Source organism: Kribbella jiaozuonensis (genome assembly GCF_005233875.1).
Classification (GTDB): Bacteria; Actinomycetota; Actinomycetes; order Propionibacteriales; family Kribbellaceae; genus Kribbella; species Kribbella jiaozuonensis.
In genome coordinates, this window is the sequence record NZ_SZPZ01000003.1 from 804,892 (window position 1) to 819,101 (window position 14,210).

General features: G+C 68.2%; 15 protein-coding genes. 10 read left to right on the plus strand and 5 right to left on the minus strand.

What is annotated here, in order from left to right; all coding sequences use genetic code 11:
• Positions 1-16 precede the first annotated feature (16 nt).
• From pyrE to FDA38_RS23635, 5 genes are all read left to right on the plus strand, one after another.
• A complete protein-coding gene (pyrE, locus tag FDA38_RS23615; protein ID WP_137256251.1) occupies positions 17-562 on the plus strand; it encodes an orotate phosphoribosyltransferase in 546 nt (181 codons plus the stop codon).
• A complete protein-coding gene (locus FDA38_RS23620; protein ID WP_137256252.1) occupies positions 562-1,263 on the plus strand; it encodes a DUF3137 domain-containing protein in 702 nt (233 codons plus the stop codon). Before pyrE ends, FDA38_RS23620 begins: the two co-directional genes overlap by 1 nt.
• A 64-nt stretch (positions 1,264-1,327) precedes the next feature.
• Positions 1,328-2,164: a LemA family protein gene (locus tag FDA38_RS23625; RefSeq protein ID WP_137256253.1), complete on the plus strand. Its 837-nt coding sequence runs from the start codon at positions 1,328-1,330 to the stop codon at positions 2,162-2,164.
• A 215-nt stretch (positions 2,165-2,379) separates the two neighbouring features.
• Positions 2,380-5,361 (plus strand): AfsR/SARP family transcriptional regulator, encoded by a 2,982-nt coding sequence (locus tag FDA38_RS23630; protein ID WP_137256254.1) that lies wholly within the window; start codon positions 2,380-2,382, stop codon positions 5,359-5,361.
• A gap of 94 nt (positions 5,362-5,455) precedes the next feature.
• The gene (locus FDA38_RS23635) at positions 5,456-5,866 is read left to right on the plus strand and encodes a hypothetical protein (protein ID WP_137256255.1); all 411 of its coding nucleotides are present in this window, start codon (positions 5,456-5,458) and stop codon (positions 5,864-5,866) included.
• A 1-nt stretch (position 5,867) separates the two neighbouring features.
• Here the strand turns inward: FDA38_RS23635 and FDA38_RS23640 are convergent, their stop codons facing one another.
• On the minus strand, positions 5,868-6,572 hold the full coding sequence (locus FDA38_RS23640) for a DedA family protein (protein WP_233714880.1): 705 nt from the start codon (positions 6,570-6,572) through the stop codon (positions 5,868-5,870).
• Positions 6,573-6,632: 60 nt separating this feature from the next.
• On the opposite strand from FDA38_RS23640, the gene FDA38_RS23645 reads away from it, so the two are divergent.
• A complete protein-coding gene (locus tag FDA38_RS23645; RefSeq protein WP_137256746.1) occupies positions 6,633-7,259 on the plus strand; it encodes a TrmH family RNA methyltransferase in 627 nt (208 codons plus the stop codon).
• Here FDA38_RS23645 and FDA38_RS23650 read toward each other — a convergent pair.
• The gene (locus FDA38_RS23650) at positions 7,241-7,663 is read right to left on the minus strand and encodes a MarR family winged helix-turn-helix transcriptional regulator (protein WP_137256256.1); all 423 of its coding nucleotides are present in this window, start codon (positions 7,661-7,663) and stop codon (positions 7,241-7,243) included. The genes FDA38_RS23645 and FDA38_RS23650 overlap by 19 nt on opposite strands.
• 49 nt (positions 7,664-7,712) lie before the next feature.
• On the opposite strand from FDA38_RS23650, the gene FDA38_RS23655 reads away from it, so the two are divergent.
• The 3 genes from FDA38_RS23655 (at position 7,713) to FDA38_RS23665 (ending at position 9,603) form a co-directional block, all read left to right on the plus strand.
• Positions 7,713-8,132, plus strand: a complete 420-nt coding sequence (locus FDA38_RS23655; protein ID WP_137256257.1) for an FUSC family protein — start codon at positions 7,713-7,715, stop codon at positions 8,130-8,132.
• Positions 8,122-9,279: an alpha-amylase family glycosyl hydrolase gene (locus FDA38_RS23660; RefSeq protein WP_137256258.1), complete on the plus strand. Its 1,158-nt coding sequence runs from the start codon at positions 8,122-8,124 to the stop codon at positions 9,277-9,279. Before FDA38_RS23655 ends, FDA38_RS23660 begins: the two co-directional genes overlap by 11 nt.
• Before the next feature lie 138 nt (positions 9,280-9,417).
• Positions 9,418-9,603, plus strand: a complete 186-nt coding sequence (locus FDA38_RS23665; protein WP_137256259.1) for a hypothetical protein — start codon at positions 9,418-9,420, stop codon at positions 9,601-9,603.
• Here FDA38_RS23665 and FDA38_RS23670 read toward each other — a convergent pair.
• The 3 genes from FDA38_RS23670 to FDA38_RS23680 are packed head-to-tail and all read right to left on the minus strand — an operon-like array spanning position 9,589 to position 13,361.
• Positions 9,589-11,322, minus strand: coding sequence for an FAD-dependent oxidoreductase (locus tag FDA38_RS23670; protein ID WP_137256260.1), 1,734 nt, complete (start codon positions 11,320-11,322; stop codon positions 9,589-9,591). The two genes, FDA38_RS23665 and FDA38_RS23670, sit on opposite strands and share 15 nt — an antisense overlap.
• Entirely contained in the window at positions 11,319-12,164 is an 846-nt protein-coding gene (locus tag FDA38_RS23675; protein WP_137256261.1) for an intradiol ring-cleavage dioxygenase, read from the minus strand. The genes FDA38_RS23670 and FDA38_RS23675 overlap by 4 nt, the downstream gene beginning before the upstream one ends.
• A 15-nt stretch (positions 12,165-12,179) precedes the next feature.
• Positions 12,180-13,361 carry a maleylacetate reductase gene (locus FDA38_RS23680; protein ID WP_137256262.1) on the minus strand — a complete coding sequence of 394 codons (1,182 nt, stop codon included), beginning with the start codon at positions 13,359-13,361 and terminating at the stop codon, positions 12,180-12,182.
• Between the two features lie 64 nt (positions 13,362-13,425).
• On the opposite strand from FDA38_RS23680, the gene FDA38_RS23685 reads away from it, so the two are divergent.
• A complete protein-coding gene (locus tag FDA38_RS23685) occupies positions 13,426-14,208 on the plus strand; it encodes an IclR family transcriptional regulator domain-containing protein (RefSeq protein ID WP_137256263.1) in 783 nt (260 codons plus the stop codon).
• Positions 14,209-14,210: the final 2 nt, after the last annotated feature.

Sequence of the window (14,210 nt, forward strand, 5' to 3'; positions counted from 1 at the left end):
TCTAAGCTCAACGCTCATGAGCTACGACCGGGACGGACTGCTGGAGCAGGTCAAAAGCAAGGCGATCGTGCACGGTCGCGTGACGCTGGCGTCGGGGAAGGAAGCCGACTACTACGTCGACCTGCGCCGCATCACGCTGGACGCGGCCGCCGCGCCGCTGATCGGCCCGGCGATGCTCGAGCTGACCAAGGACCTGGAGTACGACGCCGTCGGCGGGCTCACGCTGGGCGCCGACCCGGTCGCGATGTCGATGCTGCACGCCGCGGCGCAGCAGGGCCGCACGCTCGACGCCTTCGTCGTACGGAAAGCAGAGAAGACGCACGGTCTGCAGCGGCGGATCGAAGGACCTGACGTCAAGGGCCGGCGGGTGCTCGCGGTTGAGGACACGTCGACGACCGGCGGTTCGGTGCTCACCGCGGTCGAGGCGCTGCATGAGGCGGGCGCTGAAGTAGTGGCCGTCGCGGTGATCGTGGACCGGGCGACCGGCGCGCAGGAGCGCGTCGAGGCGGAAGGCCTGGAGTACCGGTCCGTGTTCGGGCTCGAGGACCTGGGGCTGAACTGATGCAGGGCAGCACCATCCTGCTCGTCGCGGTAGCCGTGGTGATCGGCGTCGGTCTTGCCTACTTCAACTACTACCGGGCGAAGAAGCGCCGCGAGCAGTTCACCGGCCTGGCCGCGCAGCAGGGCTGGTCGTACGTGCCATCCAACCCCTCGCTGGCCGGCCAGTGGATGGGTACGCCGTTCCAGACCGGCGACAACTGGTATGTCAGGAACGTGCTGTCCGGCCCGTTCAACGGGCGCCCGATGGTTGCCTTCGACTACAGCTACCAGACCCACACGACCAACGGCCGGGGCCAGCGGCGAACCACGACGCACCGCTTCGGGGTGGTCGTGATGCAGCTGCCGGGCGCGCTGCCGCATCTCGAGGTGACGCACGAGGGGATCTTCGGCGGCGCGGTGGCGAATGCGTTCGGCTTCCGCGACATCCAGTTCGAGAGCGAGCAGTTCAACCGGGCGTTCCGGGTCAAGGCCGACGACGAGCGGTTCGGGCACGCGGTGGTCACGCCGCGGATGATGGAGCTGCTGCTCGCCCGCGGTGAGATCGGCTGGCGCACCGAGGGGAACTCGCTGGTCGGCTGGGCCAAGGGCGACCACGACCCGAACCAGCTGATGAGCCGCCTCGGGCTGCTCCAGCAGGTGATCAAGAACGTCCCGCCGTACGTCTGGCGCGACTACGCCGGGATCGACCCCCGCGTTCAGTAACCACCCATCGGACCTGCCTACCCGTAGAGTCGCAGTCAGCACTGCCAACACTCGGGAGCTCGTCATGGTTTGGGTCATCATCGTGATCGTCGCGGTGATCGTCATTCTGGCGATCATGCTGATCACGTCGTACAACCGGTTCGTCAAGCAACGGAACCTGATCCAGGAGTCCTGGCGGCAGATCGACGTCGAGCTGCACCGCCGGTACGACCTGATCCCGAACCTGGTCGAGACCGTCCGGGCGTACGCCGCGCACGAGCGGCACGTGTTCGAGGAGGTCGCCCGGCTGCGTACCCAGGCGGTGAACGTGCAAGGCGCGACCCCGGAGCAGCGGGCCGCCGCGGAGGGTCAGCTGTCCGGCGCGCTGCGTCAGATGATGATCTCGGTCGAGGCGTACCCGCAGCTGCAGTCGAACCAGAACTTCCTCGGTCTGCAGCGCGAGCTGACCGACACCGAGGACCGGATCGCGGCCGGTCGCCGGTTCTACAACGCGAACGTCGGCGACTACAACACCCGGATCGAGGCGTTCCCGTCGAACCTGATCGCCGGCGCCTTCAAGTTCGAGAAGGCCGGGTACTTCGAGGTCAAGGACGAGCAGGTCCGCGCCGTACCGCAGGTGTCGTTCGGCACGATCGGGTCGGTCGCCGGTGAGCAGGCGCCGCCGCAGATGCAGCCGGGCGCGCCGTCGTCGGGGCAGATCCACCCGCAGATGCCGGGTGACCAGGGCAACTACCAGGCGCCGCCGCAGCCGATCCCGGGCGGCTACCAGCAGCCGGGCCAGCAGCCTGGTCAGCCTGGGCAGCCGCCGTTCCAGGGACAGGGAGAGCCACCGGTGGGCGGGCCGCCTGCGGGTTCCCCCGCACCGCAGGACGGTCAGCCGCCATTCACCGGTGGCCAGTAGGCACCGGTTCCCCGTAGCCCAGGACCCCCGACCCCGGACTCTCTCCCAGTGCCAGACCCGGAGTGACGGCGGTCAAGTCGCCACACCGGGTCTGCCCTCCCCCCGGTACCTGAGTCAACAGTGCCGCAGTGAGATACATCCGGCGTACATCGGGGTTCCGCATGGTGCGACCGGATGACACGATAGGCCGGTTCAAGAGTGGAGAGGTCGGACGAGTGGACAGTCTGAGGTACGGGATCCTCGGACCTCTGCGGCTCGTCCACGTCCAGGGCCAGCCGCTGAAGGCCGCCAAACCGCGCCAGCTGCTGGCGACTCTGCTGCTGCACCCGAACCGGTTCGTATCCACCGATCTGATCGCTGACGCGCTCTGGGAGAGCAGTCCGCCCCGGTCGGCCACCGCGAACATCCGGACCTATGTCCGCGCGCTGCGTGGCGTGCTGCAGGACGCCGGGCTGCCCGCACCCATCGACACCTCCGCGGCGGGCTACAGCATCGAGGTGGGTGTCGACGAGCTCGACGCCAGCTTGTTCGAGTCGCTGCTGGCCGAGGGCGGCCACCTCCGGGATGCCGGCGACGGACGCCAGGCGATGCAGGTCCTGTCCCGTGCGTACTCGCTCTGGCGCGGCCGTCCGCTCGACGACCTGCCGATGCCCGCGGCTTGGGAGGGCTCGATCGCGCGCCTGGAGGCGCAGCACCGCGGCCTGGTCGACAACCTCTTGGACCTGCGGCTCGAGCACGGTGACGCGAGCGGTGCGGCTGTACTGCTCAGCGCCCGCCTCACCGACGACCCGTACGACGAGCAGCTCTGGCGGCGCCTGGTCGACGCACTGGTCGCGGCCGGCCGGGTCGGTGAGGCGCGGGCGGCGTACCAGAAGGCAGTGCAGACGCTCGCGGACGAGCTCGACATCAAGCCGGGGCCGGAGCTGGAGGCCGCTGGTGCGCGGGCCGAGAACGGCCGCTCGGCCAACTGGCCGAACCCAGGCATCCCCGCGGACCGTACGGCGGAACGCCCCGGCCCGGCCGCACAGCCCGGACCGATGGCCGCGCCTGAGCTGACCGACCCGGTCCGGCCGCCGAGCCAGCTCCCGCTCGACCTGGCTGACTTCAGCGGGCGACAGGGGCACCTGGAGCAGCTCCGGGATCTGGTCTGTGGTCGTGACCCGGTGCGGCCGCCGATCGCGGTCATCTCCGGAGCGCCCGGAACCGGGAAGACTTCACTGGCCGTTCGGCTAGGCCATCTGGTCCGGGAGTACTTCCCGGACGGGCAGATCTATCTGGACATGCACGGCGCGACGCAGCCGCGCGATCCGGCCGCCGCGCTGACCGATCTGCTGCTGAGCCTGAACCTGCCGGACTTCGCGATCCCGACGGACCCGGAGCGGCGGTCCGCGATGCTGCGGTCCGAGCTGGCGAGTCGCCGGGTGCTGATCATCCTCGACGACGTGGCCGCGGCTGGTCAGGTGACGCCGCTGATGCCCGGTACCGGTGCGTCGGCGGTTGTCGTGACGAGTCGCAACCGGCTGATGGATCTGGCTGGGGCGGACAGCATGCCGCTCGACACGTTCGACGACCGGGAGGCCGCCGTACTGCTGTCTTCGGTCGCTGGGTCCGGGCGGATCGACGCGTCGTCGCCGGAAGCCGAGGAGATCCTGACCGCGTGTGCGAACCTGCCGCTTGCGATCCGGATCGTCGGCAGTCGGCTGGCGCAGCGGCCCGATCTGAGCGCGCGGGAGCTTGCGCGGCGGTTGCGGGACGAGACGTCGCGGCTGGACGAGCTGAGCATCGGCGAGCTCGCCGTACGAACCAGTGCGGACCTGAGCTACGACGCGCTCAGCCCGGAAGAGGCTCGGTTGTACCGGCTGATCGGCCACTTCGCGGTCGGTGTCTTCTCCGCCCGTGCGTTGGAGGCGGTCGCGTCGCCGGCCGCGGTACGGCGGAGTCTGGACCGGCTGATCGAGGTCAACCTGGTCCGGATCAGCTCGGTCGACCACCGCGGTACGGCGCGTTATCGCGTCCACGATCTGCTGCGGCTGCACGCGCTCGGCGTCGGTGACGACGAGCAGAAGGCGCAGGCGGTTCGCGACGTCGAGACCGTGGTCGAGGCGATCCTGAACAAGATCCGTCGCGCCAACGAGGCCTTGTCCTTCGAGTACTTCGGCGTTCTCGAGCACACCGGGCCGTTGACGGCGCCGGACCCGTCGCCGTTCACCGAGGCCGATGCGATCGCGTGGCTGGACAGTGAGCGCAGTACGTTCGTGCCGGCGATCCGGGCCGCGGCGCAGAACGGGTTGCACGACCACGCGTGGCGGATCGCGGCGGCGTGGGGTCCGTATCTCGATCTGCGGGCCGGCTTCGACGACTGGAACGGTTCGCACCAGCAGGGTTTGCTGAGCGCGATCGAGTGTGGCGATCGGCACGGCGAAGCGATCATGCATCGCAACCTCGGCCAGCTCGCCGTGTACCAGGACGACTGGGACACCGCGCGCCGGCACTTCGACGCGGCCGCGGAGGTGTTCGCCGAGGTGGGCGACCGGCTCGGCGAGGGCGTGGCGGCCGTCGGACTCGGCACCTGGCTGCGGGAACGCGGGCAGCGCGACGAGGGGCTTGCGCAGTACGAGAAGGCGATCGAGGCCTTCGTCGAGGACGGCAACGCGAACGCCGAGGCGCTGGCGCGGACCGCGGCGGCGAACGTGTACCTGGTCCGCGGCGACCTCGACACCGCGCGACGCCTTCTGGCGCAGGCATTTCTGATCGCAGTACGCCGGGCCGACGCGCACCGCGAGGCCAAGGTACGACGCCGGATCGCGGCGCTCCGCGTGAACCAGGGGCGGCACGACGAGGCGGTACGTCAGCTGCGTAAGGCGCTGGCGATCTTCGACGGGATGGGTGACGACCACTGCGCGGCGTACACCCGGGCCCTTCTCGGGCAGGCGTTGATGGAACGCGGCGAGGTCGCCGCGGCCCGGAAGACGCTGCTGGACGCGATCGACGTCGGTCACCGGCTGGGCGATCGCAGTGTCGAAGGCCAGGCGGCGCAGCACCTCGGCGAGCTGTACCTCTCGACGGGCAGTCTCGACAACGCCCGCCGTACCCTCGAACGCGCCGCACGCGTGTGGCAGCAAGCGGGCAACGACGCCGCGGCGACTACCTGCCGCCGGCTGCTCGCCGGGTCTGAAACCGGGGTTGCGGCCGGCTGAGCCGAATGTACGGCGGCTGTATCCGGCTCGGACAGGATTTCACCATGCCGCGGCACGCAGGCCGAGGTTTTCGGGGAATCGGGGGAGAGAACCTATGGCCTGGGGGGAGGTTGCCGTGGAGCGCCCGAACGTCCCGCGGGTGTCAAACCCGCGGGACAACGAGGCGGCGCTGAACTGGCAGCTGGAACGTCTCGGATCGGCGGCCTGGAAGGACTGGCCGCTGAAGTTCCAGCGGATGGCGTTCGGCTATGCGCACGACAGCGGTTGGCACGATGCGGCCGACGCGGTTGGTTGGCTCAATCACCACGACCTGCTCCGTGAAGGGGCGGCGCCACGGGGGGCGCTGGTCTGGTACCAGGCGGCAGACCGGATCCGGGTGGCATGCTCACTCGGCTCCGGTCAGGTGGTCGGCCCGCTCCTGAACGGCCCGGTCGAGATCGCCGACCTGTCCCTGCTCAGCACCGACTTCGTCTGGTCAGACCCGCATTTCCCGTTCGGCCACTGACTCAATCGGCGTGGTTGTTGGTCACCGGATGCTTCGGTGCGGCGTGCTTCGGTGCGTCGGCCGGGGCGCTGTTGCGGTTGCGGCGCCTGGCGAGGAGGTACTCGACGACCATCGGGATCAGCGAGACCAGCACCAGCAGGATCAGGGCCGACTCGAGGTGGTCGTGGATGAACTGGACGTTGCCGAGGGCGTGACCGAGCAGGGTGATGCCGGGCGCCCAGATGATCGCGCCCACACCGGTCCAGAGGAAGAACTTGCGCGGGTCCATCCGCCCGGCGCCGGCGACGATCGTGATGAACGTGCGGACGATCGGCACGAAGCGCGCCATCACCAGCGCGCGCGGACCGTACCGCTCGAAGAAATCGTGCGTTTGCTCGATGTACTTCGGTTTCAGGAACCGGGCGTTCGGGTTGCGGAACAGCGACGTGCCCAGGAATCTGCCGATGTAGTAGCCGGAGACGTTGCCGAGGAACGCGGAGGCGGTCAGCAGTACGCAGGCCAGCCACAGCGGTACGTCGATCGTGCCGCGCGCGATGAACAGGCCGACGGCGAACAGCAGTGAGTCACCGGGCAGGATCGGGAACAACACCCCGCACTCGATGAACACCACAATCAGCGTGCCCCAGAGGGCCCAGTTACCCATCCAGTTCAGGAGGTACTCCGGGTCCATCCAGTTGGGCATCAGCATCGCGACAAGAGGAAGCACGCGGACAGGGTAGCGTCCCCACCTGTGCATGAGCTGAGCAGCGACCTCCGGGGCGCGGACATGGTCGGGCCGAGCGAGGTCGGCGTCGGGCCGTGGGTGGGCGATCTGCCGGACGACCCGCGGCTGGATCCGGAGCTGCTGGCCGAGGGTGATCGGCGCAATGTCGTCGACAAGTACCGGTACTGGAAGCTCGAGGCGATCGTCGAGGACCTGGACCGGCAGCGGAACCCGTTCCACGTCGCGATCGAGAACTGGCAGCACGACCTGAACATCGGCTCGGTGGTCCGGACAGCGAACGCTTTCCTCGCGGCGGAGGTCCACATCGTCGGCAACCGGAAGTGGAACCGCCGCGGCGCGATGGTCACCGATCGCTACCAACACGTCCGCCACCAGCCGACGCTGGCCGACCTGGCGTCGTACGCCGCATCACACAGTCTGCCGGTCATCGGTATCGACAACCTGCCCGGCTCGGTCCCGCTGGAGACCTACGACCTGCCTCGCGGCTGCATTCTGCTCTTCGGTCAGGAAGGTCCTGGGCTGACGGAGGATGCGCACGCGATCTGCTCAGCGGTCCTGTCGATCGCGCAGTTCGGCTCGACCCGGTCGATCAACGCAAGCGCAGCTGCCGCGATCGCCATGCACGCGTGGATCCGCCGTCACACCTTCGGTCAGCCGTCGAGCAGCTGATCCAGGATCCCCGCCGCCAGTTGGAGTACGGCGCGCTCGGTCGGGTTGAGCCGGGTCTCGATGGCTTCGGCGAGCCAGTCGTCCGAGCTCTTCATGTGTTCGCGGAGCAGACGCCGCCCGTCGTCGGTCAGCTCGATCGTGTGCCGGCGGCGGTCCTGCGTGTCCTGTTCCCGCGCGATCAGCCCCTGCTCCTCGAGGCTTGCGAGCACTCGGGTCAACGACTGCGGCTGTACTCGCTCGGCGGCCGCGATCTCGCTCGCGGTCAGCGCTCCCCGCCGGTGTAGCTGTCCCAGCACGGCAACGCCCGTACTCCCGAGCCCGTCACCTGTCCGCTCAGCCCGCAGCCGCAGCGCCAGCCGGGTGCTGGTCCGCCTGAGCGCAACGGCGGTGTCATACGCTTCCACTTACTATCCTTCCGCTGGTGACGCTTAAGAATGCTAAGCTCAGCTTACTATGAGCGTCCACCTCATCCACTGGTCGCGAGACACGCCGGTCGTCCCGACTCAGTTGGTCACCGCGGCGCTCGCGGTGGTGATCGGCGTACGCCGGCGTGGTGGATCGTTGCTCCGGGCAACACAACGCTGTGCGGGGACCTGCGTTGGCGTACTGATCGGTGGGCTGCTGATCCTGTGGGCGCAGCCGTCGTGGGCGATCGTCGTGGTCGTCAGCATTCTCGCCGGGCTGCGACCGTTGCTGAAGGAACGCAACTACGCTGCTTATGCCACCGTCATGACCCCGCTGGTCGTCCTGCTGATGGACCTCGGCCGTACGCCGGAGCTGTCGACCGTCGGCTACCGGCTCATCGACACTGTGATCGGCTGTCTGATCGCGATCGTTCCGACTTTGCTGTTGAGGAGAAGACATGTGGGCTGACCACGCGATCTGGTGGCAGATCTACCCGCTCGGCTTCACCGCCGACCAACCCGCGCATCGGCTGGCCCACTTGGAGAACTGGCTCGACTACGCGATCGAGCTGGGGTGCAACGGTCTGCTGCTCGGTCCCGTCTTCGCTTCCGAGACGCACGGCTACGACACGATCGATCACTTCCGGATCGACCCTCGCCTGGGCGACGACGCCGACTTCGACCGCCTGGTCGCCAAGGCACACGACCGCGGTCTGCGCATCGCTCTCGACGGCGTCTTCAACCATGTGGCCCGCTCGTTCGTCCACCCGGAGTGGTTCCGAGCCGACGGCGGTACTTTCGAGGGCCACGAGCACCTGATCGCGCTCGACCACAGCAACCCCGCCGTCGCGCAGTACGTCGGCGACGTACTGCGTCATTGGCTGGATCGCGGGGTCGACGCCTGGCGCCTCGACGCGGCGTACGCCGTCCCGCCCGAGTTCTGGCGCAACGTGCTGCCGCGCGACCGGGACGCGTGGTACTTCGGCGAGGTGATCCACGGGGACTACGCGGGGTACGTCGAGAAGAGCGGGCTCGACTCGGTGACGCAGTACGAACTGTGGAAGGCGATCTGGAGCTCACTCAACGACGGCAACTTCTTCGAGCTGTCGTACGCGCTCGGGCGGCACAACGCGCTGCTGGACACCTTCGTCCCGCAGACGTTCGTCGGGAATCACGACGTGACGCGGCTCGCGACCCGCCTCGAGGACGAGCGGCATCTCGGGCACGCTTTGGCGATCCTGTTCACGGTCGCCGGTGTGCCGAGCGTCTATTACGGGGACGAGCAGGCGTTCCGTGGTCTGAAGGAGGATCGCGTCGGCGGTGACGATGCCATCCGGCCTGCGTTCCCGGACACACCCGAAGGGCTCGCGTCGTACGGCTGGCCGACGTACCGCCTGCACCAGGACCTGATCGGTCTGCGACGGCGTCATCCCTGGCTCACCCACGCCCGGACCACGGTCGAGCACGTGACCAATCAGACGATCGCCCTGCGGGCCCGGCACGGCGACGAATCGGTGCTGCTGCTGCTCAACGTGTCGGACTCCGACGCGGAGTTCCCGGTCGAGGATGCGGTCGTCGTCCCGCCGCACAGCTGGAAATTCTTGACACATCCGTAACGTGCGCCCGGGGTGCCGCGTTGTACCTGCTGACAGAAGTGAGGCCTTCTCGACACAAAGTCAGCCCCAACTCGGGGGGCTCGGCGTGCATCAAGCATGTCGTACTGGGTTTGCGACGGGAATCATGGGGGTTTGTTGATGAACGCTCTGTGGGACGAACTGATACATGAGTTGGGGACCGTGCGCGCCTTGAGCGCGGCGGCTCTGGAAGCGCGCACGGAGACCTCTCGCGTCGCGCTGATCACCCTGCTGGACGCCGAGACCGCGGAGATCTCGGCGATCCTCGACCAGCTCCTCCGCGCCGAAACGTCATCCGCGGCCTAGCAAGGCGCTGATTGCCTGCTGCAGCGCATCGGTCGGGTCGTCGGGCTGTTCGAACGAGCGGTAGGCGATGTGCGCGTCCGGACGAACGAGCAGACAGCCTTCGTCCGGGATCTCACGCACCCGCGCCCAGTCGCCGTACAGGTCGTCCAGCTCACGACCGGGCCCGATCACGTACGGCTCGATCGGTACGCCGAGGTGCTCGGACACGGACTGCGCCGCCTTCACCCACGCCTCGCCGCCGATGCCGGTGAGCAACGTGAACCGGCCCTTTCCGACCACGTCCAGCGTGCTCACAGTGTCGGTGCCGCGGGTCAGCCAGCAGTGCGGGATCCGGGCGCCCGGCCAGGTCGTCGGGTGGTAGTACAGCTCGTGATCCCGCTCGTACGGCGGCTCCGGCGTACCGTCCTCGATCACGGCGGATGACTTGTACCGCTGGCCGAGCTCGACACCGTGGGCGTTGAACTCGTAGTCCTTGAGCTCGATCGCCTGCCGCAGTTCCTCGCGCTGGGTGGCGCCCTCGGGCGTGTCGTCCTTGCGGGACTCGATCGTCCGTCCGGCCGGTGCATCCGGGGTCATGCCGAGCGCACGGAAGATCTGGCCGAACTGGTTGCGGCTCTTGTTGGCACGGTCAACGATCTGCTTGGCGATCGGGGCGCGCTCGACGTCGTACGTCTGGAGCAGTTCGGGTGCGGCTTGTCCCTTCAGGACAAGGGCAAGCTTCCACGCCAGGTTGTACGCGTCCTGGATCGACGTGTTCGAGCCGAGTCCGTTGCTCGGCGGGTGGCGGTGGATCGCGTCGCCCATACAGAACACGCGGCCCTTGGAGGTCTTCTCGGCGTACATGTGGTTGACGCTCCAGACCGACGTACTCTTCAGCTTCACGTCGATGGTGTCGTCGCCGACCAGGTTGTGCACGATCTCGGTCGCCATCGCCTCGTCGACCACCGGCGCGGGCTGGGAGATGTCGTAGCCCCAGACGATCAGCCATTCGTTCCACGGACGGACCATGCGGACCAGGCCGGCGCCGATTCCGCCGATCTGCGCGCCCGGCTGGAGGACCCAGTACAGGACGCTCGGGCGATGAGCGACGTACCGGCTCAGGTCGGCCTCGAAGACGATGTTCATCGAGCCCTCGATGTCCATCGCACCGGCCATCGGCAGATCGATGTCCTGGGCAACCTTGCTGCGCCCGCCGTCCGCGCCGATCAGGTACTTCGCCCGGATCTGGTACGTCGTGTCGCTGAGCCGGTCGCGGACCGTCGCGGTGACGCCGTCGTCGTCCTGCTCGAGCGAGAGGTACTCCGTGCTGAAGCGGAGCTGGGCGCCGCGGCTGGCCGCCGTACTGACGAGGATCGGCTCGAAGAGCGTCTGCGGGAGGTCGCACGGCAGACACGGGCTCGCCTCGGTGTAGTCGGCGAGCCGGCGCGGATGCGTGCCCCACGTACGGATCCGGCCGATCTCCTCGCCCGCGAGGCTGGTGCAGAACGCTGTCTGCCCCATCAACTCGTGGGCGGTGCCGTTGTCGACGATCTGGTCCTCGATGCCCATGTCGCGCATGAGTTCGATCGTGCGCTGGTTGGTGATGTGCGCGCGGGGCGTGTTCGCGGTCCAGCCGTACCGGGTCAGGACGATGTTGTCGACGCCGTACGTGGACAGGAAGAGCGAGGCGGCGCCGCCGGCGGGGCCGCTGCCGACGATGAGAACGTCTGTCGTGATCACGCTTGCGTCTCCTCTTCGGTGGCCAGCACCAGGTCGTAGTTGACGGAGAAGTACGTCTTTCCGTCGTCATGATGTTCGGTGAAATCGGCGATCAGCGACTGCTTGACTCCGAAGACCGCATCCGTGTCGAGGTACTCGTCCCCGGCCGCGAAGACATGCGTGATCAGGCGGGCGTATCCGGGTGCGGTGACCATGAAGTGGATATGCGCGGGTCGCATCGGACCGCGGCCACCGGCGCGGAGCAGCTCGCCGACCGGGCCGTCGTCGGGGATCGGGTACGCGACTGGCTTGACTGCCCAGAACCGGTAGTTGCCCTCAGCATCGGTTGTCAGATGCGCCCGGTTCTGTGGGCCGTCGAGGTCCTTCTGTACGTCGTAGAACCCGTCCTCGTCTGCCTGCCAGGTCTCGACGAGCGCGCCGGCGATCGGCTCGCCCTTGGTGTTCAGGACCCTGCCGCTCACCAGGCACGGCTGTCCCGGGGCGCCGTTCGCGATGTCGTCGCCGAGCTGTGCCTCGGGCGATCCCTCGACGAAGAACGGGCCGAAGACGGTGGATTGCGTGGCTTCCGGCGGTTTACGGTTGCCGAGTCCGACGGTGAGCATCGACAGCCCGAGTACGTCGGCCAGCAGTACGAACTCCTGCCGCGTACCGGTGGAGATCTGACCGGTCCGGGTGAGGAAGTCGATCGCGGTGAAGTACTCGTCCTCGGTCAGTTCCACCTCCCGCGCGAACGCGTGCAGGTGGCGCACGAGGGCGCTCATCACGTCCTTGTAGCGGTCACTCGCGCTGCCGTCGAAGCTGGCCACGACCGCTTCGGTCAGGTCATCGCCTTGCAGATCCATCGGTCTCCTCGCTCATCAAGGTCGCGTACCGGCCCAGGCGCGGGTGAGGATCTCGCGCACCAGGTCCTCGGTCACGGGAATCGGGTTGTCGGTGGGCTTGAACGCCTTCACAGCCTCTTCCACCTGCTCCTCGGCAAGCCCGAGCTCCCGCAGGTTCGTCGGCACGTCCGCAGCGGTGAACAGATCGAACAACCCGCTCGCCAGCTCGCCCGCTCCGGCGACCGCGGTACTCGCTGTAGTCGCCGCGCTGCTGCCTTCCGCGGTGCTCGTGCTCGACGTGCCGGCGTTTCCTGTGGTCGCGTGGGTTGTGGTCAGTGCGGCTTCGAGGCGGGCTGCTGATTGCGGGACCGCGGGAGCGTTGACGCGGGCGACCTGGGGCAGGATCGCCGCGTGGGTCTCCGCGTGGGGGAGGTTGTAGGTGCCGCCGAGCAGATGGCAGAGCTTGTGATGCAGTCCGGTCCCGGCCGTCGCCATCGCCGATCCGGCCAGGCAGGCGCCGTACAGAAGGTTGCCTCGGGCATCTAAGTCGGTGGGTTCCAGCATCGCTTGCCGCAGGCCGTCGGCGAGCGCGCGGAGACCTTCGACCGCGGTGACCTCGGTGATCGGATCAGCCCTCGGCGTCCAAACAGCCTCGACACAGTGCGCGATCGCGTTAGCGACACTGGCGGCGGTGACCTTCTTCGGCAGGTGCTGACTCAACACCGGGTCGTACACGACAACCCGTGGCAGCACCCGCAGATCCGTGCCGGTCGTCTTGCTCCCGCCCGCAGTCTCGCCCCACACCGGCGTCATCTCAGATCCCGCGTACGTCGTCGGCACCGCAACAATCATCACGTCGCCGGTAAGCGCGACCGCCTTCGCGAGCCCGATCGCCGAGCCGCCGCCGATCGCGATAACCCCGTCCACGTCGACCTCCCGCGCCTTGGCCCGGGCGTTCTCCGCGACCGCGGTCGGCACATGCTGGGCAACCCCGTCGATCCGCCCCGCGAACCGATCGCCCAGCTCCACCTCGACCACGTCCGCCGCATCTCGCGCGGACTTCGTCGCCACGACCAGCGCCCGCCGTACCCCGAGACCCTCGACCTCGCCGGCGACCTGATCGAGCGCGCCCGCTCCGAACACCACCCGCCCCGGCAGGAACGTGTGCACGAACCCGGCCTGGGACTCCGCTCGTCCCGGATCAGCTGGACGCGGCATCGGCAGCTCCGATAGAATTTCGCTCAGCGAATAGTTCTTCTTTCAACGAAAAGTAGGCTAGCCGATGGCGAGTGACGCGTCTACAGGCACGTTCCTGCAAGGCCTGGAGCGCGGGCTCGCGGTGATCCGCGCCTTCTCCGCCGACGCGCCGTCGCTCACACTCAGCGAGGTCGCACGAGCAGTCGGCATTACCCCCGCGACCGCCCGGCGGATCCTGCTCACGCTGGAGGAGCTCGGGTACGTCCGCAGTGACCACCGCCGCTTTTCGCTCACCCCGCGCGTACTCGCCCTCGGCTGGGCCTACCTCTCCTCGCTGGATCTCGGCGAACTAGCCGGCCCGTTCATGGAGGAGCTCAGCGCCAAGACCCGCGAATCCTGCTCGATCGCCACGCTCGACCTTCCGGACATCGTGTACGTCGCCCGCGTCCCCACGAGCCGCATCATGACGGTCGCCCTCGGCGTCGGCGCCCGCCTCCCGGCGTACCCGACCTCCATGGGCCGCGTCCTGCTCGCGGGCCTGCCGGAGGACGAGCTCACGTCGTACCTCGAGACCTTGCACGCCGAAGCGCTGACCCATCGCACGGTCACGTCCCCGAACGACCTGCGTACGACGATCGCCCAAGCCCGCGCGGACGGCTACGCGCTGGTCGACCAGGAGCTCGAGCAGGGCCTCCGCTCGATCGCTGCCCCGATCTACAACTCCCGCGGCCGCATCATCGCCGCCCTCAACGTCTCCGCCCATGCGTCCCGCTCGACCCCGACCTCACTCCGCACCGAAGCCCTCCCACATCTCCAGCAAGCCGCCGCCCAGATCACCACCGCCCTGACCCACCGCGGCAACTTCTAGAC

What these genes read in the sequence shown, in the direction of transcription:
- FDA38_RS23635 (WP_137256255.1), top strand. Translation starts at nt 5,456, where the DNA reads ATGGCCTGGGGGGAGGTTGCCGTGGAGCGCCCGAACGTCCCGCGGGTG.
- FDA38_RS23675 (WP_137256261.1), bottom strand. Translation starts at nt 12,164, where the DNA reads ATGGATCTGCAAGGCGATGACCTGACCGAAGCGGTCGTGGCCAGCTTC.
- pyrE (WP_137256251.1), top strand. Translation starts at nt 17, where the DNA reads ATGAGCTACGACCGGGACGGACTGCTGGAGCAGGTCAAAAGCAAGGCG.
- FDA38_RS23665 (WP_137256259.1), top strand. Translation starts at nt 9,418, where the DNA reads ATGAACGCTCTGTGGGACGAACTGATACATGAGTTGGGGACCGTGCGC.
- FDA38_RS23685 (WP_137256263.1), top strand. Translation starts at nt 13,426, where the DNA reads ATGGCGAGTGACGCGTCTACAGGCACGTTCCTGCAAGGCCTGGAGCGC.
- FDA38_RS23660 (WP_137256258.1), top strand. Translation starts at nt 8,122, where the DNA reads ATGTGGGCTGACCACGCGATCTGGTGGCAGATCTACCCGCTCGGCTTC.
- FDA38_RS23655 (WP_137256257.1), top strand. Translation starts at nt 7,713, where the DNA reads ATGAGCGTCCACCTCATCCACTGGTCGCGAGACACGCCGGTCGTCCCG.
- FDA38_RS23625 (WP_137256253.1), top strand. Translation starts at nt 1,328, where the DNA reads ATGGTTTGGGTCATCATCGTGATCGTCGCGGTGATCGTCATTCTGGCG.
- FDA38_RS23645 (WP_137256746.1), top strand. Translation starts at nt 6,633, where the DNA reads ATGGTCGGGCCGAGCGAGGTCGGCGTCGGGCCGTGGGTGGGCGATCTG.
- FDA38_RS23680 (WP_137256262.1), bottom strand. Translation starts at nt 13,361, where the DNA reads ATGCCGCGTCCAGCTGATCCGGGACGAGCGGAGTCCCAGGCCGGGTTC.
- FDA38_RS23620 (WP_137256252.1), top strand. Translation starts at nt 562, where the DNA reads ATGCAGGGCAGCACCATCCTGCTCGTCGCGGTAGCCGTGGTGATCGGC.